The 23,421-nt window shown below is 70.1% G+C and carries 24 protein-coding genes and 5 pseudogenes; 13 read left to right on the top strand and 16 right to left on the bottom strand.

What is annotated here, in order from left to right:
- Window positions 1–42 precede the first annotated feature (42 nt).
- Window positions 43–1,035 (top strand): NADP-dependent oxidoreductase, encoded by a 993-nt coding sequence (locus OG711_RS05010; protein WP_329558520.1) that lies wholly within the window; start codon window positions 43–45, stop codon window positions 1,033–1,035.
- Between the two features lie 273 nt (window positions 1,036–1,308).
- On the opposite strand, the gene OG711_RS05005 is transcribed toward OG711_RS05010, so the two are convergent.
- Window positions 1,309–1,740, bottom strand: coding sequence for a GNAT family N-acetyltransferase (locus OG711_RS05005; protein ID WP_329558519.1), 432 nt, complete (start codon window positions 1,738–1,740; stop codon window positions 1,309–1,311).
- Window positions 1,741–2,025: 285 nt separating this feature from the next.
- On the opposite strand from OG711_RS05005, the pseudogene OG711_RS39030 reads away from it, so the two are divergent.
- Window positions 2,026–2,217 (top strand): annotated as a pseudogene (locus tag OG711_RS39030) (transposase); the annotation flags it as partial.
- A 29-nt stretch (window positions 2,218–2,246) separates the two neighbouring features.
- Window positions 2,247–2,417 carry a hypothetical protein gene (locus OG711_RS05000; RefSeq protein ID WP_329558518.1) on the top strand — a complete coding sequence of 57 codons (171 nt, stop codon included), beginning with the start codon at window positions 2,247–2,249 and terminating at the stop codon, window positions 2,415–2,417.
- Here the strand turns inward: OG711_RS05000 and OG711_RS04995 are convergent.
- Window positions 2,409–3,044 carry a TetR/AcrR family transcriptional regulator gene (locus OG711_RS04995; RefSeq protein WP_329558517.1) on the bottom strand — a complete coding sequence of 212 codons (636 nt, stop codon included), beginning with the start codon at window positions 3,042–3,044 and terminating at the stop codon, window positions 2,409–2,411. The genes OG711_RS05000 and OG711_RS04995 overlap by 9 nt on opposite strands.
- 147 nt (window positions 3,045–3,191) lie before the next feature.
- On the opposite strand from OG711_RS04995, the gene OG711_RS04990 reads away from it, so the two are divergent.
- Complete coding sequence (locus OG711_RS04990) at window positions 3,192–3,950, top strand: SDR family NAD(P)-dependent oxidoreductase (RefSeq protein ID WP_329558516.1); 759 nt, start codon at window positions 3,192–3,194, stop codon at window positions 3,948–3,950.
- A gap of 67 nt (window positions 3,951–4,017) precedes the next feature.
- On the opposite strand, the pseudogene OG711_RS39025 reads toward OG711_RS04990, so the two are convergent.
- The 3 genes and pseudogenes from OG711_RS39025 to OG711_RS04980 all read right to left on the bottom strand — a co-directional run.
- A pseudogene (locus tag OG711_RS39025) lies at window positions 4,018–4,360 on the bottom strand (Tn3 family transposase); the annotation flags it as partial.
- A gap of 67 nt (window positions 4,361–4,427) precedes the next feature.
- Window positions 4,428–4,636: pseudogene (locus OG711_RS39020) on the bottom strand (GNAT family N-acetyltransferase); the annotation flags it as partial.
- 42 nt (window positions 4,637–4,678) lie between these two features.
- Window positions 4,679–6,616, bottom strand: coding sequence for a BTAD domain-containing putative transcriptional regulator (locus OG711_RS04980; protein WP_329558514.1), 1,938 nt, complete (start codon window positions 6,614–6,616; stop codon window positions 4,679–4,681).
- A gap of 137 nt (window positions 6,617–6,753) precedes the next feature.
- On the opposite strand from OG711_RS04980, the gene OG711_RS04975 reads away from it, so the two are divergent.
- A complete protein-coding gene (locus tag OG711_RS04975) occupies window positions 6,754–7,632 on the top strand; it encodes an alpha/beta fold hydrolase (RefSeq protein ID WP_073786795.1) in 879 nt (292 codons plus the stop codon).
- A gap of 5 nt (window positions 7,633–7,637) precedes the next feature.
- Here the strand turns inward: OG711_RS04975 and OG711_RS04970 are convergent, their stop codons facing one another.
- Window positions 7,638–7,874 (bottom strand): hypothetical protein, encoded by a 237-nt coding sequence (locus tag OG711_RS04970; protein WP_329558513.1) that lies wholly within the window; start codon window positions 7,872–7,874, stop codon window positions 7,638–7,640.
- Between the two features lie 495 nt (window positions 7,875–8,369).
- Between OG711_RS04970 and OG711_RS04965 the strand changes: the two genes are divergently transcribed.
- The 3 genes from OG711_RS04965 (at window position 8,370) to OG711_RS04955 (ending at window position 10,333) form a co-directional block, all read left to right on the top strand.
- Window positions 8,370–8,756: a nuclear transport factor 2 family protein gene (locus OG711_RS04965; RefSeq protein WP_329558512.1), complete on the top strand. Its 387-nt coding sequence runs from the start codon at window positions 8,370–8,372 to the stop codon at window positions 8,754–8,756.
- 260 nt (window positions 8,757–9,016) lie between these two features.
- The gene (locus tag OG711_RS04960) at window positions 9,017–9,754 is read left to right on the top strand and encodes a VOC family protein (protein ID WP_329558511.1); all 738 of its coding nucleotides are present in this window, start codon (window positions 9,017–9,019) and stop codon (window positions 9,752–9,754) included.
- A gap of 321 nt (window positions 9,755–10,075) precedes the next feature.
- Window positions 10,076–10,333, top strand: coding sequence for a DUF5133 domain-containing protein (locus OG711_RS04955; protein WP_329558510.1), 258 nt, complete (start codon window positions 10,076–10,078; stop codon window positions 10,331–10,333).
- 253 nt (window positions 10,334–10,586) lie between these two features.
- On the opposite strand, the gene OG711_RS04950 is transcribed toward OG711_RS04955, so the two are convergent.
- Both OG711_RS04950 and OG711_RS04945 read right to left on the bottom strand, forming a co-directional pair.
- Window positions 10,587–10,985 (bottom strand): hypothetical protein, encoded by a 399-nt coding sequence (locus OG711_RS04950; protein ID WP_329558509.1) that lies wholly within the window; start codon window positions 10,983–10,985, stop codon window positions 10,587–10,589.
- Window positions 10,986–11,360: 375 nt separating this feature from the next.
- Window positions 11,361–11,489 carry a DUF6420 family protein gene (locus tag OG711_RS04945; RefSeq protein ID WP_329558508.1) on the bottom strand — a complete coding sequence of 43 codons (129 nt, stop codon included), beginning with the start codon at window positions 11,487–11,489 and terminating at the stop codon, window positions 11,361–11,363.
- Window positions 11,490–11,603: 114 nt separating this feature from the next.
- Here OG711_RS04945 and OG711_RS04940 point away from each other — a divergent pair.
- A pseudogene (locus OG711_RS04940) lies at window positions 11,604–11,696 on the top strand (telomere-protecting terminal protein Tpg); the annotation flags it as partial.
- 143 nt (window positions 11,697–11,839) lie between these two features.
- On the opposite strand, the gene OG711_RS04935 reads toward OG711_RS04940, so the two are convergent.
- The gene (locus OG711_RS04935) at window positions 11,840–12,457 is read right to left on the bottom strand and encodes an HD domain-containing protein (protein ID WP_329558507.1); all 618 of its coding nucleotides are present in this window, start codon (window positions 12,455–12,457) and stop codon (window positions 11,840–11,842) included.
- A 290-nt stretch (window positions 12,458–12,747) separates the two neighbouring features.
- On the opposite strand from OG711_RS04935, the gene OG711_RS04930 reads away from it, so the two are divergent.
- Window positions 12,748–13,296, top strand: coding sequence for a restriction endonuclease (locus OG711_RS04930; protein WP_329558506.1), 549 nt, complete (start codon window positions 12,748–12,750; stop codon window positions 13,294–13,296).
- 10 nt (window positions 13,297–13,306) lie between these two features.
- Here the strand turns inward: OG711_RS04930 and OG711_RS04925 are convergent, their stop codons facing one another.
- Entirely contained in the window at window positions 13,307–14,671 is a 1,365-nt protein-coding gene (locus OG711_RS04925; protein ID WP_329558505.1) for a CHAT domain-containing protein, read from the bottom strand.
- Entirely contained in the window at window positions 14,608–18,903 is a 4,296-nt protein-coding gene (locus OG711_RS04920) for a hypothetical protein (protein WP_329558504.1), read from the bottom strand. Before OG711_RS04920 ends, OG711_RS04925 begins: the two co-directional genes overlap by 64 nt.
- A 528-nt stretch (window positions 18,904–19,431) precedes the next feature.
- Between OG711_RS04920 and OG711_RS04915 the strand changes: the two genes are divergently transcribed.
- Window positions 19,432–19,734, top strand: coding sequence for a hypothetical protein (locus OG711_RS04915; protein ID WP_329558503.1), 303 nt, complete (start codon window positions 19,432–19,434; stop codon window positions 19,732–19,734).
- Complete coding sequence (locus OG711_RS04910) at window positions 19,731–19,988, top strand: hypothetical protein (RefSeq protein WP_329558502.1); 258 nt, start codon at window positions 19,731–19,733, stop codon at window positions 19,986–19,988. Before OG711_RS04915 ends, OG711_RS04910 begins: the two co-directional genes overlap by 4 nt.
- A gap of 908 nt (window positions 19,989–20,896) precedes the next feature.
- Here OG711_RS04910 and OG711_RS04905 read toward each other — a convergent pair.
- The 3 genes from OG711_RS04905 to OG711_RS04895 form a co-directional block, all read right to left on the bottom strand.
- On the bottom strand, window positions 20,897–21,037 hold the full coding sequence (locus OG711_RS04905; protein ID WP_329558501.1) for a hypothetical protein: 141 nt from the start codon (window positions 21,035–21,037) through the stop codon (window positions 20,897–20,899).
- Window positions 21,038–21,143: 106 nt separating this feature from the next.
- Complete coding sequence (locus OG711_RS04900) at window positions 21,144–21,341, bottom strand: hypothetical protein (protein WP_329558500.1); 198 nt, start codon at window positions 21,339–21,341, stop codon at window positions 21,144–21,146.
- Between the two features lie 3 nt (window positions 21,342–21,344).
- Window positions 21,345–21,602, bottom strand: a complete 258-nt coding sequence (locus tag OG711_RS04895; protein WP_329564258.1) for a hypothetical protein — start codon at window positions 21,600–21,602, stop codon at window positions 21,345–21,347.
- Window positions 21,603–21,653: 51 nt separating this feature from the next.
- Between OG711_RS04895 and tpg the strand changes: the two are divergent.
- Window positions 21,654–21,999: pseudogene (gene tpg / locus OG711_RS04890) on the top strand (telomere-protecting terminal protein Tpg); the annotation flags it as partial.
- Window positions 22,000–22,143: 144 nt separating this feature from the next.
- Here the strand turns inward: tpg and OG711_RS04885 are convergent.
- Both OG711_RS04885 and OG711_RS04880 read right to left on the bottom strand, forming a co-directional pair.
- Entirely contained in the window at window positions 22,144–22,515 is a 372-nt protein-coding gene (locus OG711_RS04885) for a MerR family transcriptional regulator (protein ID WP_329558499.1), read from the bottom strand.
- Window positions 22,516–22,541: 26 nt separating this feature from the next.
- The gene (locus OG711_RS04880) at window positions 22,542–23,309 is read right to left on the bottom strand and encodes an SDR family NAD(P)-dependent oxidoreductase (RefSeq protein WP_329558498.1); all 768 of its coding nucleotides are present in this window, start codon (window positions 23,307–23,309) and stop codon (window positions 22,542–22,544) included.
- Window positions 23,310–23,421 lie beyond the last annotated feature (112 nt).

The raw sequence follows: 23,421 nt of genomic DNA, 5'->3' as shown, positions 1-23,421 counted from the left end.
TGGAACGGCCCCGTCCCCCTCACGGCGAAGGGCCGGACGACCATGACCACAGGCACAGGCACAGGCACAGGCACAGGCACAGGCACAGGCATCAGCGGCGCGATGTGTGCGATCAGTCAGGATGTCCTCGGCGGTCCCGAAGTGCTGAAGGAAGTACGGCTGGACGTCCCGGAGCCGGGGCCGAACGAGTTGCTTGTCAGGGTGCACGCGGCGGGGCTCAACCCGACCGATTGGAAGCACCGGGCAAGCGGGGCGTTCCTCGGCACCCCACCCTTCGTCCTCGGGTGGGATGTCTCGGGAGTGGTCGAGACGGTCGGCACCGGGGTCACCCTGTTCAGGGCCGGTGACGATGTCTTCGGGATGCTTCCCCATCCGCACGGTGCGGGCGCCCACGCCGAGTATGTGACGGGGCCCGCGCGGGCCTTTGCCCACAAGCCTCCCGCGATCGACCACGTACAGGCGGCGGCTCTCCCTCTCGCCTCGCTGACCGCCTGGCAGGCCCTGGTCGACACCGCCCGTATACGGGCGGGGCAGCGTGTCCTGATCCACGCGGCGGCCGGCGGAGTGGGCCATCTCGCGGTGCAGATCGCCAAGGCGCGGGGAGCCTTTGTGATCGGCACGGCCAGCGCGGGCAAGCACGACTTCCTCCGCGACCTGGGCGCCGACGAGGTGATCGACTACCAGGAGTCCGACTTCGCCGAAGCCGTCAGTGACGTCGATGTCGTGCTGGACACCATCGGCGGCGACTACCGCACCCGCTCCCTGCGGACCCTCCGACGAGGCGGGGTCCTTGTCTCCCTCCAGCTCCACGCCAAGACGGAACTCGCCGAGGAAGCACGGCGGCTCGGGGTGCGGGCGGAGGTGATGATCGTCGAGGCCGATCACGCCGGGATGAACGCGATCGCCGACCTTGTCCGCACCGGCCGGCTACGCGCGGCGATCGCTCAGACGTTCCCGCTCGCGGAGGCCGCCAAGGCGCACGAGCTCGGTGAAACCGGCCGCACAGCCGGAAAGCTGGTACTCGTCGTGAGGTGACCGTGGCCGCCTGTGGCAGAACTGTCGCGTGGGCTGCGGACGCGCACGGCGCGACAGGGGGCACCCGACGCAGTCGTGCCGCGATGTTCGGAACGGGCCCCTGGGGAACGGCCGCCGCCGCGCTCCCCGCTGACGCCTTTGGAAGTCAAGTGACCCTTTTCCGTGTCGGGTTGTGGTCGACGGCCCCCACCGGTGCCCGACCGGCGACGCCCTATGAATTCGCGCCCCGGGAGCATGACCGAACGGAACCGACCCGGACCGCGAAGGACAAGCTCAAGGCCGGTAGACGTACTCCGCCAGCGTCGCGTGCTTCTTCCAGCCCAGAGTCTCGTACAGCGCACGCCCGTTGTCGGTCGCGCCGAGCACTCCGAGTACCGCGCCCTGCCTCAAGGCGCGGTCGGCGAGTTCGCGCATCACGAAGTCGCCCAGCCCGCGCCGCCGATAGGCCTCCGCCGTCACGACGCGGTCCATGACCACGGCTTCCCCGAGGGCCGCCATCTGCCCCGCCGCCATCCGCTCGCCCGCCGGGTCCAGGACCCGCACATGGGTAACGGCTCCGATGGTCTCCACGGCCGCCGTGCAGCCTTGGGGCACGACCGGAAGCGTGGCCATCAGGTCGACGGCCATCAGATGCCCGTCCTCCTCCCGCGTCCACCCCGGGGGAAGCCAGGAATCGAGCTCTTCGGGGCCCGCGGGCGTCTTCATCCACGTCTGCGGCGCTGTTACCGAGGCGGTGGCCCCACGCACCAACGCCTCCGCGGCCTGCGGCAGGACATGGCGTCCCACCTCATCGGGGCCGGCGGCAACCTCGATGTAGATTCCCCAGGGCGTCGTGAGCGCCGAGGGCGTCCGCCGGGACACCGCCCAGCCCGCTGCCCACGAGAGGTCGCAGGCCGGGCAGTACGCCAGGCGTGTGCGACGGCTTCGAGAGCGTCGGCAGCGCCAAGTCGGTTGAGCAGCGGCCTTCAGGTCATCTGATCGTCGGTTGATGTGTGTCGTTGGCCGACGCCCAGTGGGCGAGGATCGGGCCGCTGCTGCCGGACCGGACTCCGAAGCGGGGCGGCCGTTGGCGTGATCCGGCAGGTGATCGACGCGATCGCGTTCAAGTACCGCACCGGGACCCCGTGGATGGACCTGCCCGAGCACTTCGGCTCGTGGAAGGGCGCCCACATCCGGCTGCGGAAGCGGGCCGCCGACGCACTTGGGAGCGCGTGTTCACCGCCCTGCTCGCCCAGGCCGACACCGACGGTGGTCCTGACTGGGTCGTCGCGGTCGACTCCACCATCGTCCGTGCCCATCAGCATGCCGCCGGGGCCCGCCAAAAAGGGCCCCGGACGGTGCTGGGGCGGCGGCGTACGCATTCCGGCCTTGGATCAGGCTGATCGACCGGAGGCGTAGCGGGCGAGCGTGGTCTCGACCGCCTGCTCGACGGCGTAGCGGATGTCAGAGGCGGCGGGGTTCCAGTCGGTCAGTAGCATGCGGGGCCACAGGACGTAGTTGGCGATCATCCCGAGGAACTGGTTGGCAGCGCTCTCGGCGTCGGGAACGTCGGCGTTACCGGCCTCGTGCTCCGACTCCAGGTAGTACTGGACCGAGGTGAAGTAGGGCAGTTTGCCGAACTGGAACTGCATCCGCCCCAGTTCGGGGAAGCGGGGCAGTTCGGCGATGACGATGCGGAACAGGGCTGTCATACCGGGCCGGCCGATCAGGTCGGCGTAGCGGTGACCGATGGAGGTCAGGCCGGAACGCAGGTCCCCGGCCTGAGGTCGCGCGACGGTGTCTGTGGCATCACGCTGCCAGGACTCGGTGACGATGGCCTCGAAGAGGGCTGCCTTGGTGGGGAACTGCTTGAACAGGGTGGACTTCGAGACTGCCGCCCCTTCGGCGATGCGGGCGAGGGACGTGCCGTCATAACCGTGGTTCAGGAAGAGGTCCGTGGCCGCGGAGATGATCGCCTCACGCTTCTGCTGGGCGAGACGGCGGTGATGTGCGGAGAGCTCTGCTGCCATGCGTGCAGTATGCCCCAGATCCGAGGCGAGTCACTTGACTCGCCTCTTTTGGCGTGCCTACGCTGCAATGAAAAGGCGAGTCGAGTGACTCGCATCTGATGGCGGTGCCCGATGTCTCTCTGGTGCCGTGTGATGAGGGAGCAGCTGATGACAGCCGACAGGATCGCTTTGGTGACCGGTGCGAACCGTGGTCTGGGCCGGAGTACGGCTATCGCGCTGGCGGCGCGCGGGGTGCGGGTCGTGGTCACTCATCGCGGTGATGTGGCCGGGGCCGAGGAGACGGCGCAGCACGTGCACGCTGCGGGTGGGACGGCCGCTGTCGTGCGTCTCGATATCAGCGACATCTCCTCCTTCGAGGCCTTCACTTCCGAGGTGAGCGCACTGCTGGGGCGCTGGGGGGCTTCGCGGCTCGATATCGTGGTCAACAACGCGGGGGTTGGTGTCTTCGGTCCGCTGGAAGCTGTCACGGCCGACGACTTCGACACGGTGTTCGGAACGAACGTGCGGGGCACGTTCTTCCTCATCCAGTCGCTTGTGCCGATGCTGGCGCCGGGCGCCCGGGTCATCAACGTTTCCTCGTCATTGACTCGCCACACCAGTCCCGCGACCTCGGTCTACTCCGCCTCGAAGGCCGCCGTCGAGGCTCTGAGCCGCACTCTGGCCGCAGAACTCGGCCCCCGAGGTATCCGGGTCAACTCCATTGCCCCGGGGCCGACCGCCACCGACTTCAACGGCGGTGCCATGCGGGATGACGCCGGTGTGCGCCAGGGTCTGGCCGGGCAGACCGCGCTCGGCCGCGTCGGCGAACCCGGGGAGATCGGCGACGCCGTCGCCATGCTGGCGTCCGAGGGCCTGCGCTGGATGACCGCCCAGCGCATCGAGGTCTCCGGCGGCGCCCTCCTCTGACCGACCGGGCGAGCCTGTCCCGCCACAGGCAACGGCGCGCCGGATTCATTTCGCGCCGGTCTCGTCCTTCATCCAGCTCGGTCGCGTCCGGGTCGCGCAGCGGGCGGAGGACACCGACGGCCGGGACACCGACGGTGAAGCTGTAGCGGCCGAGCAGGTTCAGGTTGCGGTGCTTGAGCGGGGAGAGCCGGGGCGATGTCCTCGTCCCGCAGCTCGTGGCCCTCGGCGCGGAGCTGGACGACGGCGGCGTCGACGTAGCGGGTGGTCCAGAGCACGATGGCGTTGAGGACCAGGCCGAGCGCGCCGAGCTGGTCCGCCATCCCGTCGCGGTACGCCTGGTGGATGGTGCCGCGTTTGCCGTGGCACACGTCGCGGGCGAGCTTGGGGCGGGATTCCTGCACGGTGAGCTGCCCTCGACACCGCGTACCTGGCTTCTGAGGTCGCGGTGTTCCTGGTGGCGGCCGGGATGACGGACGCGACGGTGTCGCCGGGGAGGAGGTACCGCTCCGTCTTGAGGAGTCCGTGCTCGCATGCGAACCGCAGGCCGTCCTCGTGGGAGGACAGGACGACGGTCTCGATGATCTCGGCGCCCAGCTCCCGTGCCCGGTTGAGCCCGCGCGTAGAGCGCCGCGCCGAATCGCTGCCCGGTGAGTGCCGAGCACCCGAGCGATCACCGTCGCGGTCCGCATGGGGCGGGCATTGGGGGCGGGTTCCGCGGACGGCGTGGGTCATTTCTTGTCGGTGCAAGCCTCCGCCTCTGCCAGGTACCGTGCCACCGGCCCCAGAGTCAGCATGCCGCTCGCGCCGCCCGCGTCTTCGGTGCGGGTGGCGCGCAGGGCTGTTGCCGCGCGGTCGGCGACCGGCCGCTCGCCGAGGCGGGCCGCGGCGAGGGCGGTCAGGCACCAGAGTGCCTCCTGCATGTGATCAAGGGGTGGCTCTGGCGTCATGGCCAGGGCGGCACGGGCCTCCTCGTCCTGGTTGCGGGCGAGCAGCACCAAGGGGAGCGTCCAGGGGTGGTACGGGCCCCAGTCGAGGGCGGGATCGGTGGGCGCGGGACGGTCGTGCAGGAGGCGTAGGCCCAGGAGGGCGAGGGCGAACAGGCCGCGGTGCAGCCCCGGCATGCCCGCTGTCTCGGCGAGGGCGTGTTCGGCGGCGCGGTACCGCGCCGCGGCTGTGGCGGCGGTCGGCCCGCCCGGTTCGGTGCTGCGGGCGGCCGTGACCCGGGCCCGGAACCAGCTGGTGAGTACGGGGACGAGAGAGGCCTCGGTGCTGACGGCGAGGTGCTCGGCGGCCTCGGCGTGTGCGGAAGCGGTGTCGAGGTCGCCGAGAGCGGAGGCGGACTGCATGCGGATGAGGCGGCCGAGCACGACGAAGGCCGGCAGCTCGTGCCGGGTGGCCAGGTCGAGGATCTCGGTGCCGATCAGGTCCCGTGCCGTCGCGAGGCCGGGCCGGGTGAAGGACTGGAGGAACACGCCGTTGAGGGCGAACACCAGCAGGGCGGGATCGCCCAGTTCCCGGGCCAGCGCCTCGGCCTCGCGCGCCGCCTGCCCGGCACGTCCGCGTTCGGTGGCGGGCAGATCGGCGCTGCGGCTCTCGACCGCGACGGTGGCCAGCAGGCGGGCGCGGAGTCCGGCGGGGCCGTCGGTGCCGAGCGCGGTGAGCGTACGCTCGGCCGCCGTGACGACGGCGCGGGACTGCTCGGGGTCGTCGGCCCGGCTCCAGAGGGCGGGCACGTCGTAGGCGCCGATGACGCGGGCGGTCAGAGCGGTGTCTCCGGTGCGCTCCGCCGCCTGGACGGCGGCCAGGCGGTCGCGCCGCGAGTGGACGAGGGCGTCACCACCCGCCAGGGCCAGGGTCCGGGCCAGTTCGACGGTGGTACGCGGGCCGAGTCGTACGCCTGCGGTCCACACAGTGTGTGAAGGCTGGAGGGTCGCAGCTCCGCGGAGAATGTCGGTCTCCAAACGCTGGAGGTCGGCACCGGGATCGAGCCCGAGTTGGTCCGCGAGCATTTCGCGGGCGCGGCGCAGGGTGGCCAGTGCGTCTGCCTGACGGCCTGCCCGGTGCAGTGCGCGGGCCAGCAGCCCCCAGGCCGGCTCACGCCAGGGGTGCTCGGTGACGTGGGCCCCCAGTTCGGCGACCAATTCGGCTCCTGAACCGGAGTCGAGGAGGAGGCGGGCCCGCAGTTCCACCCCCTCCAGCCTCAGCTCCTCCAGCCGGGTTCGCTCGCGCTGAGCCCACACGGAACCGGTCACGTCGGCGTAGGCAAGGCCGCGCCAGGCCGCGAGGGCCGCGTCCAGGCCGGTCAGCCCGGCGGGGGTACGCCGGGCGCGGACCAGGGCGTCCTCGAACCGGTGGACGTCCACGCTGTCGCGCGGCAGGCGCAGCGCGTAGCCGGAGCCTTCCGTGACGAGCACGCGCGGCGGGGTGCGGGGCGGCCGGCCGGGTTCGATGGCACGGCGCAGCGCGGCGACGAACGTACGCAGCGCACCCACGGCCCGCACCGGGGGCTCGGTCCACAGGTCGTTCACGAGGGTGTCGGTGGCGACCATCCGTCCCCCGGCGGCGACAAGCCGGGCGAGTACCTCGCGGTGGCGGGGTCCGCCCAGGTCGACCGGGGTGCCGTCGTCGTGGAGGGCACGCACGGCACCGAGTACGTCGATTCGCATGCTCTCCATCTTGCGGGCCGCGGGTCGGCGGCGTCGCAGCGTACTGATCGGCTGCTGATCGCCGTCACCCACGCTGATTCCGTCACCCCCCGGACCAACGCGTTCGCCGGTCCACCGACCCCAGGAAGGGGCCTTTCATGACTCTCACCATCCCCGGTTTCGACCACGTCCGTCTGCCTGGCGCCGACGGAGTGGAGCTGGCCGCAGCCGTCGGCGGCCATGGCAGCCCGGTCGTGCTGCTGCACGGCTTCCCCCAGACCCACCTGATGTGGCGGCACGTCGCCGAGCGGCTCGCCGGCGAGCACACGGTGATCTGTCCCGACCTGCGCGGCTACGGCGCCAGCGACAAGCCGGTGAGCACCGGCCCTGAGGTGTACTCCAAGCGCACCATGGCCGCCGATGTCGTCGCCCTGGCGGCGGCGCTCGGCCATGAGCGCTTCGCCCTGGTCGGCCACGACCGAGGCGCTCTGGTCGCCTTCCGGGCGGGACTGGACCATCCCGAGGTCCTCTCGCACCTGGGCATCCTCGACGTCGTGCCGACCCTGGACATGTGGAACGTCCTGCACGGTGTCCCGGCGGCGGTCGGGTACCACCTGTTCCTCATGGCGCAGCCACCGGGCCTGCCGGAGACGATGATCGCCAACAGTGCCGACGCCTTCTTCGGCTCCTTCCTCGACGCCTGGGCCAGGGACCCGGCCGCCATGCCGGAACCGGTCAGGTCCACGTACCTGCGGGCGAGCGCCGAGGCCGTGCCGTCGATCGTCGCGGACTACCGGGCCTCGGCGGGCATCGACGTCACACACGACCAGGCGGACCAGGACGCAGGTTCCCAGCTGGCCATGCCGGTGACGGTCGTCCAGCAGGACTGGGGCGCGCGACTGGGCTACGACGCCGCCACGGTCTGGCGCGCGTGGGCGCCGGACCTCGACCACCGACTGACCGGCGCGGGACACTTCATGGCCGAGGAAGCGCCCGACGAGATCACCGAAGCGATCCGCGACCTGCTGCTCCGCTGAGCCCTTCATCCGGGCCACGGGAGGCGGCGGGCGAGCCCCACGTTCCCGGCCACCGGACGGCCCAGCGACCCGGTGGCCGGTGAACCGCCCGCCTGCCTGCGGCCCTGGGCGCTGCCCGGCAGCACCCGGCGCCGCTCACCGGGGCGGAGGCCGCCCGCGACGTCCTGCTCCAGCGCGGCGACCACCACGCCACGGCGGTCGACGGCTGGCTGGCCCAAGCCCTCGCCGACCGCTCCGGCCACAACGCCGACCCGACCGCCCGCGAGGCCGCGGTCGCCCGCCTGCCGGAGACCGTCACGGCGCGCGCCGAGCTCCTGGCCGCGCTCGCCGCGACCGGCGCCCCGGTCCGCGACGACGAGGTGCCGTTCGCCGGGCTCCTGGCGGGGGCAGACCCGGACGCGGTAATCCGTTCCTCCCAGGGTGAGCTGAGAGGTCCCCCCTGTTTTGCCTGCTCAAAGCGCTTCCCGGAACCTGGCAGTTGGGAGCGACCGGGGCCGGGGTGCCTCTCCGGTTGTCGCGCTGACGCAGAGTTGTCCTCTGAGCTCGACCGGTCGACCGGTCGACAAGTGATCTTGACGACCATCGGGGTTTCTGTCACTTGATCTTGACCGGGTGGTGGGGGAGGCCCGCGGCTGTTGCCGCGATGGCCTACGGCGACGCGGGCTGGGGAGGGCGGGACTGGCCGAGATTGCGTGAAACGAGGGCACGTAGAGTGATCACCCTGATACTTTCCGATCATGTCAGACTTCAACAGCATCGCCAGCGCGTTCGCTGGTCACTACTACACAACCTTCGACAACTACGAAGCGAGGGACGGCCTCGCGAGTCTCTACCGGCCGGAGTCGATGCTCACCTGGGAAGGCAGCCAGCTTCAGGGGGCGAGCAGCATCGTCGAGCAGCTCAAGAAGCCTGAACTGAAGGTCGTCAAGCACCAGATCGCCTCGCAGGACTCGCAGCCGGCACCGGGCAACGGTGTCCTGGTCGCCGTGACCGGCAGCCTCGCCATCGACAACGCCTTCGACAAACCCATGCTCTTCACCGAGACGTTCAACCTGGCCCCGATCCCCGGGCAGCCCGGCGGCTTCTTCATCTACAACCAGATCTTCCGCCTCGTCTTCGGCTGAGCCGACCGGGCCCGGGTGCCGACCGCAACGAGCCGGGGCACCCGGCCCCGCTCCACATGGTGTGCAGGATCAATCCGCGTCGGTCGGCGCAGGCTTGAGCAGCATTCGACGGGTCAGTGGCGTCGGCGTGGGGGCTTGGCTGCGTTCACGAGGACTCGTCCCGCTTGCAAGTCTCGGCAAGCGCGACCACAGTCAGCACCTGGTCGAGCACATGTCTGCTCGCGGCGGTCCGGGCTGGCGGGGTCTCCAGGATCTGCGGCATGGCAACTCGACTCGTGCAGGTCAACATGAAGGCCCAGGGCGACTCCGCGCTCGGCCGGTTCTGGGCGGAGGCACTCGGTTGGGGTGCCGACAGCGAGGGACCCGGCGTGACCAACCTCGAACCCGTGGGCTTCACCTACCCCGACCCCGCGGCCGTCTGCATCGACATCATCGCCCGCCCGGAACTCAAAACAGTGAAGAACCGGGTGCACCTTGATCTGGCCAGCACCTCGACCGCCCATCAAGCGCAGCTGGTCGCGCGCTTGCAGGATCTCGGCGCGACACTCGCCGACGTTGGACAGGGCGACGTCCCCTGGGCGGTCATGGCCGACCCGGAGGGCAACGAGTTCTGCGTCCTGGAGCCCCGTCCGATCTACCAGGACACCGGGCCAATCGCCGCGGTGGTGGTCGACTGCACCGACCCACGACGGATGGCCCGCTTCTGGGGCGAGGCGATGGACTGGAGACTGCACAAGGTCACCGACGACCAGGCGACCATGCGCTCCGCCGAAGGCGTCGGACCCTACCTGGAGTTCCTCCGTACCCCCGACACCAAGAGCGTGTGGAACCGCGTCCACCTCGACGTCCGCCCCTACCCGGGAGACGACCTGGCCGCGGAAGCGGCCCGACTGCGCGCCCTGGGCGCCACCAACCCTGATCTCGATCAGTCCGCAATCTCCTGGACGGTGCTGGCCGACCCGGAAGGCAACGAGTTCTGCCTCCTCACGCCTCGCTGACGTTGGTCGGCCCCGCTACGCGGAGATGGTCCCCCCTGCCTCCGCATCGTGGAGGGCCTGGAGGCGGTCGGCCCCGCTACGCGGAGATGGTCCGCTGACGGCCGCCAACTACCCGGTGCTCGCCTCGTCGGCCCCGCTGTGCGGGGATTCTCAGCACTCTCCTGGCAGTCCCTGGCCGCTCGGCTCGCCGCCGCCGCTGGGTCTCCGCCGCCGGGCGGTGCGGCGGACACAGGCCTCGGCTCCCGCCCTTGCGCTCGCCTGCGGGGGCGGTGCGGCGTGGCTGGAGGTGCTGTCGGGGGTGTCTGCGGCAGCATGGCCGGGATGCTGTCGTCGCGTACGGAGGAGGACGTCATGCTGATGGCTCACCGCGAGACGCTCACCGGACTGGTCCGCGAGTACGAGGAACTGTCCCGCACCGCCGTGGCATGCCGCACTCCGGACGTGATGCGGCGGCTGGACGACGTCGCCTACACCCTGTGTGTGTCCACCGGCACCCGCGATGCCGACGACGCGCTCCTGGCCGCCCGTCACCAACTCCGCGACGCCCACCCCGGGGGCGGTTCCACGCGCGTCGGCTGAGGGGAAATTGCACAGGCCGGGACCGTCGAATCGGTCACGGCCCTGGTGGGCGCATGCGGCAACATGCACCCGAACGTCCCCTATGCCGTGAGTGGAGTCAGTAGCAGTCCAAGGGGTCCGTGCCTTTGCCAACCCATTCCGGTTGCTGGCTTCGGGATCGTCGCAATCGCCTCCAACGTGTCCTTCGGTAAAGCGCACATGTTCCGGTGAACCTGTGCCAGGCGGCGCCGAAACCATCCAGGTTCGGCGAGGCTCAGGTGTTCTCCAGTCGGCGGCTCTTGTGCCAGGCCTCTCTGAGGGCTTCGAGTTCGGAGCGGGGAAAGTGCTCGCCCCACTTGCCGCGATATCCGCTCTCGCCGCATTTTCGCGCGAGCTCGTCGAAGCAGCGGACGACAGCGCGAGCCACGGTGCCGACGCTTTGTTGGCTTGACCAGATTTCCGTGCCAGCGTTGTCGTGCTTGCTGCCGTCGGCCAGCTCCAGGACACGAATCCACACGTCGGTGCCCTCGCGGTAGAGGATCCAGCGGAACGCGGTTGGTTCCGCCTCGAACTGCACGCGTGCCTCTGCTTCACCGGTGACGAGGCGGGCCACCGCCGTCAGTAGGTCCTCGGGGGCTGTGGAGATGTATGAGGCCGTGACCTCGGCTTCCACCTGATGATCGGAGATGGTGCAGTCGGCCCATCCCCGCCCGCTGAGGGTCCAAACGAGCTGCATGTCAGCCGCGATGACCAGCCTCCCGGACCTTGGCCGGACTTCGTCTGACGTAGTGTCGTCCCCGCCCACGCGGGGGTTGTCCAACGGCTGAGTCGGAGGCCCTGGAGCAGCGGCGGACGGTCTGTGGCCTATACGTGGGTAAATGCTGCCGGGGCCCTCCAGGTGCAAGTGCGAGGGCAATACGCTGCGGTGAACCCCAGCCCGCATGCCAACAGGCTGGGGTGCCACCTCGAAGCATGTAAAGCAAAATCCATGATCACGCAACAAACCCACAGGTCAAGAAGTGTCGTTCCCGCCTGCGCGGGGGTAGCGCTACGGCTGGCTGGCGGATACCGGGGCGTACGGGTGGATCAGCGGCAGCTCCACCTCCGTCGCGTGCAGGGCGGGCAGCCCGTCGTACCCGGAATACGGGCCTGCAGCGCTGCGGCGCTCTCTCGTCATCAGGTCCTCGACTCCTGTCCTCGGCCTACGTGAGTTCGCGCTCCTAGGTCGTCATCGTGGTGGTCGTCGGCGGGCCGGACATCGAACGTGCCGGGAGCGCCCGGACATCAGCACATCGTCATCGACGCCCGCGCCCGCTCGGGCTGGACCGCGCCGATCGGATCGACGGACCAGGGCCGCATCCGGCAGCTGCCGGTCGGCGTGCCGCTCCAGTAAGCGGTCTGCCTCAGCCGCCGCTTGCCGAACAGTTCGCGAGCCCCGGACCGTCAACAGTCCGGGGCTGGCTCGTGTGGCCGGGGGTCGGATCTCATCCGCGTGATGCCGTGCTCAGTGGCGGCGCCGGCCGCCTGTCACTCCGCGCTCGTGGTGGTGAGCAGCCCCTGTGCCACCGCGTCGTCCCTGACCATCCGGTACATGGCGGTGAGAGTCCCGCTCACCTCGAGTCGGGGCAGTTGGAGGTTGTCCAGGGCCTCTGCGTCTGCATTCACGTCACGCCATCCCTGGCCGGTCAGGTAGCGCATGAGAGCGGGGTTGAGCCGATCCACTGCCCGTACGATCCGGGCCTCGGGTGTCGTCCCTGCTTCGTGTTCGTGCCACAGGCCGAGGAACTCGGAGCCGAGTTCGCCGGGGAGCGGTGAGAACCGGCGCTGGGCGACCTCTTCCTCGATGAGTGCCTTGGTCTGCCGGAGCTGCGGGCTGTGCTGAGTGCTCCATGCCGATGGATCGCCGGCCTCGATCTCTACAAGATCGTGCATCAGGCACATCTTGAGCATTTTCTCCAGGTCGAGCGTGTGCCCGAGTTCCCGTTCGAATTCACGATGCAGAACCCAGGTGATCAGTGCCAGGTGCCAGGAGTGCTCCGCGACGCTCTCCTTTCGTTCGGGCGTTGCATTATTGTTGCGTTCAACTTCTCTGAGGCGGGCAGAGAAGGAGATGAAGTCGAAAACTGTCCGAAATTCGTCATGCATGGCGTTCACTCCTCAGCGCCCCAACGCTCGCCTGATCGTTCACTCGTCGTAGTGCGGTTCCCGGTCTCGATCTATTCAGCTGTCCTCTCCAACCACCACCGAACGGCGGTGGCACCATACGTGCTCGGTCCCGGTGCCGCTCCACGGCCGGTGGGCGGTCCGGGACCGAGTCCGGGCACCCTAACGGTCAACTCCTTCTAAGGGCCGGGGAATTGGCGATGTCGGCAGCTTCGAGGCCCGGGCTCCGGCGCTGGGGCAGTCGACATGTGACGGCCTGGTAATGTCGGCGCGTGACCGAGGACAACAGCACCCTGCGTTACCCGCATTCGGCGATCACTCCTGGGGAGTTCGAGGAATTCGTCGCGGGGGAGCTGCTGGGCGCGGCGGAGTCGGAGGTGGACGACCTCGTGGTCACCGTGCACGAGAAGATCGTTGGCGCCGATGGTGCGTACGAATTCGACGCGACCGTCCGGTACCGGTTCGCGGGGATGGCCTTCCTGGTGGTGGTCGAGGCCAAGCGGCACCGGAATCCGATTAAGCGTGAACTCGTTCAGGTGCTGCACCAGAAGATCCACAGCGTCGGCGCGCATAAGGGTGTAATGGTCGCCACTTCGCCTTACCAGAGTGGTGCGGTCGAGTTCGCGGCGGCGCATGGTATTGCGTTGGTGACGGTCACGGAGAGCCGCTTCGTGTTCACGACCAGGGACACCGCGACCGCGCGCCCCACGTTCGTGGCGCATTACCGCGGTGGGGCGGGTTCGCGGGGGCTGGTGCTGTCCGCCGACGACGATGATCACGCGAGTTGTGTCGCGACGTTCCTGTTGGGACGGCCTGCCTGACATCCTCCTGCTACGGGCCGACGTGGATGTGCGACGCCCACGCCGATGGGTCATCCGGCCATCGGTCACGCATTCGGCGGGTCGCGCTGTGGACCGCCTCGGCAACGTCCGCGCCGTCGGCCAGCGCCGAGTAGATCAGGTCGGCGATGTCCACCGCCTGCCAGTCGCCAATTCGCCACAGGGTGCCGATCACGTGCCGGTAGCCCGCGAGTTGGAAGGCAGAGGCCAGGTGGATCGCTTCGTCGGCCAGCCGACCGCTGGGACGCGCGGTGGAGCACGCGGACAGAAACGCCAGTTCGGCGTTGTCCATCCGGAGCCTGGCCAGGTCCATCACGGTGAGCGGCCGGTTGTGGTGGTCGGCCAGCACCAGCCGCCCGGCCGACGGATCGGCCAGATCGCTTCGCCCGTGGCAGGCGAAGTGTGCCCACCGGGCCCTGGCCAGCGCGTCGAGCACGGCGTCGTGGGTGGCGGCCGTGCCGGTGCGCACGACGACCTCGCCGGGGAAGTGCTGGCGCAGCACCGCCGTTTCGGCTTCGGCACCCGACAGATCTGCGTATCCACCCGGCGTCTTCGGCATCGCCACCACGACCGCCCGACCGGCACGAGGCGGGGGTGAATCCGCTGCGCGCCGGAAATGGGCGAACGCCCGGAGCGTCGGGGTGACGGAGCACACCACCCGGTCCAGCACCGTGCGCGGCACAGCGCCGGACGCCGTGTCGTGGTGGCCCGCTGCGTGCAGTGGGAGGAACGACAGCAGGCCCGACGGGCACCACCACAGTCGGGGCCAGGACTCGCCGCCGCGCGGCGTCCTGGTGATACCCACGGCGTCGAGGACTGGACCGGCGACCGTGTCCCACAGCCAGCCGAGCGTGCGCGTCATCCGATCCTGGGCGGCGGCTCGGGTCCGCGCCGAGTTGGCGGTGGTGTCCCTGATCGCCTGGAGGAAGTCGCCGACCTCGGCCAGCACGGCGTCGGGCGTGAGCGTGGGCAGCGGCACGGCCGTGACCTTGCCGTCGGCGGGCAGGACCAGTGCGTAGGAGCCGTACCGGGACACACTGACGATCACCACCTGGCCTTCGTCCGGCGCGAGGTCGGCTACGGCCGGTGGGCGCAGGAAGCGGTCGAACCCGGGCAGCTTCTGGATGTCCGCGACGAGCCGGTCGAACGCGGTGGCCGTCGCACGTCGCGCCACGACATCGTCCGCAGGACCGGGGGAGTCGAGCTCCGCGCACAGCGCGGTGAACCGGTCGGCCAGGTCCGGGTGGCGCTCGGCCAGCGCGGTGAGGTCGGTGCGACTGTCCAGCGCCTGGCTCAGCAGCAGGCCGCGGCCCTGCTCGAACAGCTCAACGGCCTGGGTGACCGATCCGGCCCGCACGCAGCACGCGGCGGCCTCCGCTCCGATCCCGTGTGCGCCTTCGAGCAGGAACTCCTGGTCGCGGCGCGTGAGTTGGCGCGGAACGGTGCGGGCCAGGAGATCTGTCGTCGCCTGGTATCCGGCCACGGCTTCCGCCCACCGGCCAGCCTCCGCGGCCAGGCTTCCCCACAGCGCCGCCGCCGCCGCGCGGACCCGGGGGGGGGACCCACGTCGGCCGACGCCGCTTCCCGCACCGCCGCGAGCGCACCGTCGAGGTCCGCATCGGCACCGGTCTGGGCGTGCCGGTCGCGCAGCGCTCCACTGAGGTTGGCCAGGTACGCGGGGCGGTCCGGGTGGTCGGCGGGTGTCTCGGCCACCGCGGCGCGCGCGGCTGCCACCGCCGCGTCGAGGTCCGCCGGTCGGCCGCTGTGCTTGTACCGCCCGCGCAGCACGAGGGCGTGGTTCGACCACGCCGGTGCCCGGGCCGGGTGACCGGGTGGATGCGTCTCGACCGCAGACAGGCTGGCCTCCACTGCCTCGTCCAGATCCGTCGCCTCGCCGCTGATCCCGAACCGCGCCTGCGACGCCCCGGCGAGGTTGGACAGGCGTGCCGCCCGGCCGGGGTTCTCGAGCGGGGTGGCGCGCACGGCCTCCCGGCAGACGTCGATCGCCTCGTCCAGGTCCTCGGGGCCGCCCACCGAATCGAAGCGGATCTGCAGGGCGGCGCCTAGGTTCGCCAGCAGCAACGCCCGGTCCGGGCTGGCGGCCTGTGCGGCGAGCGCCGCCCGCCGCAGCAGATCGACCGACTCGTCCAGGTCGGTCTGGCTGCCGGTACGCCGGAACCGGGCCAGCAGCGCGGCCCCGAGGTTGCCGAGGAACGCAGGGAGGTGCGGGGAATGCTGCGGTGCGGCTTCGGCCGCGGCCCGTCCGGCCTCGACCGCTTCGTCGAGATCCCTGAGCCGGTCGCTGCGCTCGGACAGGGTGCGGAGGGTGTCGCAAAGGCTCGTGAGGTAACTGAGGCGGTTGAAGTCGCCGACGGGCGTGGCGGCCACCGCGCTTCGGCCGAGCGTGGCCGCCTCCTCCAGGTCGCCGAGATCGCCGGTGTTCTTGTAGCGCCGGCTGAGCGCGTTGGCGAGGTTGGCCTGCCGGCCGCCGAACTCGGGGTCCCCGGCCGGGGTCGCCGCCGCCGCGGCGCGACCGTGCGCTATCGCGTCAGAGAGGTCCGATTTATGTCCGAAATGGACGAACCGGACTCGCAGCAGGTTGCACAGGCTGGATAGATGCGAGACCCGTCCGGAATCGTCGGCCGCCGTGGCGACCGTATTCCGGAGCACCTGGATCGCCTCATCCAGATCCGCCGGATCCCCGGCGCGTTCGAACCGGGCCAGCAGCAGCTCGCTCAGTTCGGCCGCGTCCGGTCCATCGGATGCGCTCAAGCCGGTGCGCGCCTCCTCGATCCTCCGATCCAGTCCGGCCGCCTGGTCGCGAAACGCGGCCCTGGTCCGCAGCGCGAGGTCGAGATTGGACACCATCGCGGCGTGGTCGGGGTGATCGGGCCAGCCGGTGACCGCGGCCTGGCCGGCCTCGATGGCGGCTTCCAGGTCGGCCTCGCTCACCAGGTGCTCGAACCGCGTCAGCAGGGCGTTGCCCAGGTTGGACAGGTGGGTGGCGCGGGCGGACTCGTCGGGTCGGCTAGCCCCGACCGCCGCCCGGCAGAACTCGATCGACTCGGATAGGTCGGCCGGATCCCCGGCGCGTTCGAACCGGGCCAGCAGCGCGCTGCCCAGGTTGGTCAGGCATCGGGCGTAGTCGGGGTGGTCGGATCCGGCCACGGCGACGGCCCGCCGCAGCAGGTCGACGGACCGGTTCAGCGCGACCGCGCCGTCGTCGTTCTCCTGCGCCTCCCGGAACTGCGCCCGACCGAGCTTGGCCAGCACCGCAGCCCCGTCCGGCTCGGCCGGCGGTTTGTCGTCCCACAGTTCGCCGATCAGCTCGGGAACGGCGCCGGCGCCCGACGGGTACAGCGGGGCGAGCAGATCCAGCGCGATCATCAGCTCCGGTTCGCCGTCCACCGTGCCGAGGGCGGCGAACCGCAACCAGAACAGCCAGCCCGCAGTCTGCGCGACCTCGATGTCCTCGACCGGATCGGGCACCGAGCAGAGCAGGTCCACCACCTCGCCGATCGCGTCGGAGCCGAGCACGGCTTCCGGCGCACGAGTGGTGGTGAACCGGTCGACCCGACCGCGGACCTGCCGGATCCGACAATCCCGCGTCGAACCCTGTCCAGGCCGCTCGTCGAGTTCCACCTCCGGATCCGGATTCTGTTTCGAGCCGGTCTCCTCGGCAGGATCCTGCGCGGCCGGCTCGGGATCGGACCGGATCATCGAACGGACCGGATCGTCTTCCGGTAAACTATCTCGTGCGCCAACGCCGGTGGCCGCGATGTCCGCCAAAGCATCCCTCGCCTCCGAAAGTGCTTGCTGGTCTTCGGATTTGGTGAACGCGGTGCGCAGGGTGGCACTCAGATCGGTCACGTAGCCGACCAGTTCCGGGTGGCCGTCAGGCACCTCGGTGACTGCGGCCCGGCCGGCCGCAATGGCCTCGCGCAAACTGTCGAGATCACCGGTCCGACTGAACAGCATGTGCAGGCTGATCCCGAGGTTGGACTGGAATCGGGCATGCCACGGATGATCGACCGGAATCGCCGCGAGAGCCTTTCGGCTGGCCGCAACGGCCTCGCCCAGCGTTCCCAGATCATCGGTCTCGTCGAACCGGGCCAGCAGCGAACTCCCGAGGTTGGACAGGCTCGCGGCCCGCATGGGATGGCCTTCGGGGATCGCCGCGACGGCACGACGACCGGCCGTAACGGCATCGTCCAATGCCTGCCGATCTCCGGAATGGTCGTACAGCGCGCGCAGCGTGTTCCCGAGGTTGGTCAGGCGGCCGGCCTGGCTGGGATGCCCGTCGGGGGTGGCGGCGTCGACCTGGCGGTGGGCGACGACCGCTTCGTGGAGCAGGTTCACGTCCCCAGCGGCTTCGAACAACTCCCGCAGGCTCACGCCGAGGTTGGCCAGGACAGCCTGCCGGGCAGTGTGGTCAGCGGGCAGGGAGGCCGACGCGGCGCGCCCGACAGCGACCGCCTCCGCCAGCGCAGCGCAGTCCCCGGTGTGCTCGTACAGCAACTGCAACGAGCCGCCAAGGCTCGACATGCTCCCCGCCCGACCTGGGTCGTCCTCCGGCGTGCTCTCCAACGCGGCCCGGCCAACCGCGACCGCCTCCCGCAACATGGCGGTGTCGCCGCTCGCTTCGAACGCGACGCGCAGGCCGTTTCCCAGGTTGGACAGGCAGGTGGCCCGGTCGGGATCGCCGACCGGCATCGTGGCGACCGCATCCCGCCCGGCGGTGATCGCCCCGTCGATGGCCCGCGCATCCCCGGCGTGCTCGTGCAGCATCTGGAGCACGACGCCTAGATCGGACAGGCGACCGGCTCGGATGGCCCCGTCCTCTGTGGTCGCGGCCACCGCGGACCGGGCCAGCCCCACCGACTTTCGCAGCACGCTGACGACCCCAGTGCGCTCGAACAGGGACCGTAGCGAAAGCCCGACCTCGCTGGCGTGTTCGGGGTACTCGGGATCGTGTTCGTCCATGACCTGGAGCAGGGCCAGACCCGCGCTCACCGCCTCCTGCAGCACGTCCGCGTCGCCGGTCTCGTCGGCCAGCGCGGACGCCGCGGCATGCATGTTCGACAGGCACGGCCCGTGCATCGGATGGTCCTCCGGAACGGCGGACAACGCCGTCCGGAACAGGTGAACAGCCTTCTCCAACGCCTCCAGGTCACCGTTGCGTAGGAACCAGCCGAACAATTCCGCGCCCTGGTCGGTACAGGCGGCCGGATCCACCCGCCCACCCGTGTGCTTGCGCTCCTTGGGACGACGGGCCTGTTCGGCGTACAGGCTGCGTAATTGTTCCGGCACCGCATCCGGGTCGGCCTGGTACACCGGCTGGTAGAGGATCGCAGCCATGCGGAGATCCTCGTCCCCTTCATCGACCGGCAGCGCATGAACCCGCAACCAGTACAGCTCGCCGACGGCCCGCAGCACCTCCAAGTCGGGATCCTCGTCGGACCCGAGCACCCGGGCCAGCAGGGCACCCGCCTCCTCCAACGCTTCCGGCGCCAGCACCCACCGCGAATGACCGGTCTCGATGGCGTGCGCGGTCCGCACCCGCACGGCCGCGAGCAACTTCTCCCGCACGAACGCCTCCCCCCGTCCCGACCGGCGGCAGTCTACGAGCCTGGTTCAAGTTCGTCATCACACCGGACCACGAGACCGACCTGACGGAAGGGGACCAGATCGTGGCGGATGTGTCCTTGCCGGTGCAGCGCGTCATGGTGATACCGGAATGCTCGTGTGCCAGCCCGACCCCGCCTACCTTCGCCACCTCGTCGCTCCGGCTGACGCCGTGCTGGGGCCAGGTGGCCGCCCGTACCGGCTTCGCCGGTGCGGGGATGGTGGCTGGGGCGTCGGTGCCCCGCAGCTTCCCCAGGATGCTCAAGGGGGTTGCTCCATCCACGGTGCTTTCGGTCCTCTGACCATGCGTTGCCGTACGGTCACCCGCCTTGAACCGAAAGTAGCCGAACCTGGGAGTCCGCGGAGACGATTCCCCGGGCTCGCCGGGCGGCCCCGGGCGTCGTCCGCAGAGGTGAATCCGGTCCGGGGCCCGTTCCGCCGTGGGGTCGGGCGGCGTACGGTCGGCGGCCGGAGAGGGAGGGGTGCAGCACGGTGGACGAGAAGACGACCTGGACCACGCTCATCGACGGCCAGGAGGTGCGGATCCCCGCGACGATCGACGGCGTCCGCCAGGCGCTCGCCGACGACCCCGCGCGCCTGGCGGAGTTCGAGGCGGAGATCGGACGCACCCCCGCCGCCCGGCTCGCCCAGACCCTCGCCATGTGGGCGCTCGCCGCCGGGGCTTGGACCGAGATCGACGCAACGATGGAACGGCTCGCCGCCGGCGACTTCTCCGGCTGCACCCCGCTGGAGGACCTGCCCGGGTACGACCCGGCCGGAGAAGACGCCGCGTGAGCCCGGCCGGATTCCGGATCCAGCTCTCGGACCGCGCCCACGCGCAGCGAGCGGCGATGAAGCCCGGCTCTCGGGACGCCTTGGACGCGGGAATGCGCCGCCTCGCCGCTTCCCCGTACGGGCTCGGCTCGGAGCAGGCCCCGGGACGCCCCCAGACCAAGGACCGACGAGTGGTCTCGTTCCCCGACGCCATCGTCCTGCACCGGGTCCACGCCGACGTCCTGGTCATCACGGCCGTCGACATCATCCACTGAACACCGCAGTGAGGGAGCGGGCCCCGGTTGTTCGAGCGGGTCCGGGCCATCCCGTACGTGACCGACGGCGCTCACACCGGCGCTGAGTTGATGGCGGTCGGCCGCGGCGACAGTGTCGCGAAGGCCGGTTTCCTCGGTGCGGGGTTCCGGGCGCTGGGGTACCCGGTGAGGAAGGTCCGATGGCTCTTGCCTGCCCTGCCTGCCGGCCGGTGGAAGTCGCCCTGCTGTGCTCCCGCGAGAATGCTGGTAGCCGGCAATACTCTCCCCGACCAAATAGGTCTGCCCGTCGTCACAGGCTGTTCTCCCAGGTAGCAGGAGACAAGCGGGTCAGCTTGCTCGGACGGTCCGCAGCGCTCGATGATGGCAGGCAGCAACATCTCCAGCGACGCAGCCAGCGTAGAGGAGAGGCTCTACAAGGGTCAGCGACGTTTCCCGAGTCCAGGTGACCCCATCGTGGGTGCGGGACCCCAGCCTGCATCGTGATGATTGGGCTTGAGGACGTACATGACGTCTCGGCCCTGAACAAGGCGGCTCGCGATCGCGGTGCGGCGCCGACTGGCTTCCCTCTTTGCCCAGAACCGGATTGCGTCCACGTTGACGCCAGCAGGCGGTGGGTCCTCGTGGCCGTCTGCTCGGCGTGCCCTGCGGCGGCTCCCCAGACGCCTCAGCTGAGTACGTCCAACACCGGCGGCCGCCAACAGCTCGTTGACCTCAGCGCTTCGCTGCTGCAGAGGACCGAGATCGACTCCGTCGCGTTGCGACAACTCCGCGATACGCCTGCCTAAGACGCAGCGCTCCAAGTACAGGGCATAGATGTTCTCGTGTCGGTCCTCTGAGGTTGTCACGAGGTGTCTCCATTGAGTGCGGCGGGAAGCACCCCCACATCGTTTCTACCGGCCGCAACGACGTCAATGACAGGGGCACTTGTCTTGCTCTCGGATGATGTCCGGCAGGGCCTCGTGCAGCCAGCTGTGGGCGAGCAGCCAGCTGTGGGCGAGCGCGGCGGGGGTGTCGCGGCAGTCCTTGAGGACGACCTCGCCGTGGGGCACTCCGTGTCCTACTTCGCCTCGTCGTAGCGGCACCACGGCTGGGAGCCGTGCACCGGCTTCACCTCGGTCCGCACGGTGTACGTCGTCCTCGGGAACACCGTCACGCTCATACCGCGCCCGCCATGGTGCCGCAGTCGCGGAACGGAACGTCGGCGGCCGGGCGGGAGCCGGCGGCCGTGTCCCCTTCCTCCAGCAGCGTGCGCAGCCGCGCCGCTTTCGCGGGTGAGGTTCCCCGGCGAGCGGCCACGTCCCGCAGGTAGGGCTCGCCTCCCTGGAGAAGTCCCGAGCAGGGGTTGGTCAGCACCAGTCACCGGTGGGTGCCCGAGCGCAGGATGTGGCTCGCGTCGGTGTCCGGGCCCTCGTTGGGCGAGGGGATGTGACCGTCGACGAACCTGCCGTGCCGGGTGCAGGTCCAGTGTGTCCCGGTGGCGCACGGGCCGCAGGCGATCGTCCCGATCATCGCCGGGTACCGGCGCTGCCATGCGGCGTCCAGCAGATGGGCGTCCCCGGCGAGCGGGATGTTCCTGGCGCACAGGCAGCACCGGATGCGGAACGGGACAGACACGGGCGGGCTCCTCGCCGACGCGATGTAACCGGCTCATGTTCCACTTGCGGACGCCTCAAGGGGGAGCTCAACAAGCGATGGCAGCCGCAGGTGCGGGCGAAGGCGACGAAGAACGCCGCCACCGGCGGCATCATCATCGAGACCCGGGCCCGCATCGGCTACACCGCAGCCCCCGGCACCACCGAGGAATCCCGCATCCGGCACATCACCCAGGCCCTGCCGCCCGAGTACGCGGGCCGGCTCTTCGCCGCCCAGGAGCAGGGCGCGAGCGAGGGCACGCTCCCAGCAGATCGCCGCCGAGGCGCTCCAGGAGCGCTATTTCAAGGACGGCGGGCGCCGCGCGGCCGGACTCCTGGTGGAGCTCAAGGACATGGACCACATGAAATTCGACCTCTGACCTGGTCAGGTACAGCGAGGACCGAACCGGCCGGATGAGTCGAGGCACGGCAGTTGCCACCACGTCAGGCTTGTTGTCCCTTTGAGTGGCCGTTGAGCGCGTAACGAAGCCGGGTTCCTCCGGCTTGTGCGACGAGGCGGGTGGTCAGGCTACTGGGCGGATTCGGCCACCGGTTGCCCGTCGCAATGCGGTTTCCAGCCGGTCGCGGGCCTCGGTCTGGGCGGCGATCCGTTGGTTGAGGATCGCCAGCCGTTCCAGCGCGACCCGCAGGCCCCTGTCCGAGGGCGGTGCCGCAACCACATCGCCATCCAGACACGGCAGGAAAACCCGCACGTCGTCCAGGGTGAGCCCGGCGGCCAGCAGATGGCGGATGTTGCGTACTCGCACTACGGCCCGCTCGTCGTAGACACGGTAGCCGTTGGAGGCCCGTTCGGAAGAGATCATCCCGGCCTGCTCGTAGTGCCGCAGCGCACGAGCGGTCGTCCCGGTTGTCCTGGCCAGCTCACCGATCCGCACCCGCCCCACCTCCCGGGACACTCCTATCACGCCACGACCGCTCCGCCGTCGACCGGGAGTACCACTCCGGTGACGAACGACGCATTCGGGGCGGCAAGCTGGGTGATCGCCCAGGCCACCTCCTCGGGGCGGCCGATCCGGGCCAGCGGGGTGTGCGCCAGCTGCCACTCCCGCACCGCGGCCATCCGCTCCGGCGTCAGGCCCTGGTGCTCGCCGATGGGGGTGTCGATCGCGCCGGGAGCGACGGCCACCACTCGGATCCCGCGGGGTGCCAGCTCGACCGCCCAACTGCGGGTCAGCAGCTCCAGAGCGGTCTTGGTCGCCGCATAGACCGAGCTGCCCGGCCAGGCTCGCTGCCCCACCGATGTACTGACATTGACGATCACCCCGCGTGACGCCTCCAGGAGCGGTAGCGCGGCCTGAGCCAGCAGTGTGGGGGCGACGAGATTGGTGGCGAGCTGAGTTTCGATCATCTCTGGCGTCAGCGTGCCGAGGGCGCCGCTGCGCACGATGCCGGCGTTGTTGACCAGCACGTCCAGCCGGCCGTGTGTCTCCAGTACGTCCTGAAGAATCCGGCAGGGCTCGCCCTCGGCGGTGATATCGGCGGTCAGCGGTGTGATCTTGTCGTTCTCGGCAGCGGTCTCCTTGAGCGGCTCGACTCGCCGCCCGATCGCGACCACGTGGGCGCCCTCGGCGGCGAAGGCGCGGGCGGTGGCCCGGCCGATCCCGGTGCCGGCTCCGGTGACGACGACGATCCTGCTTGTCTGCGGTTCGGTGCTGTTCATGCCGGTCATCGTTCAACCCTGCCGCCAGCGGCAAGGTCAAGCAGCGCCTGACGGGCGATTGCTGTACTCCTGCCTCAGCTCGTTCTGGTGTCCGGTCGGTGTCCGGCATCACCGTGCAGTT

Source organism: Streptomyces uncialis (genome assembly GCF_036250755.1).
Classification (GTDB): domain Bacteria; phylum Actinomycetota; class Actinomycetes; order Streptomycetales; family Streptomycetaceae; genus Streptomyces; species Streptomyces uncialis.
The sequence above is the reverse complement of the archived record's forward strand: the minus strand, read 5'-3'. Positions and strand labels throughout refer to the sequence as shown.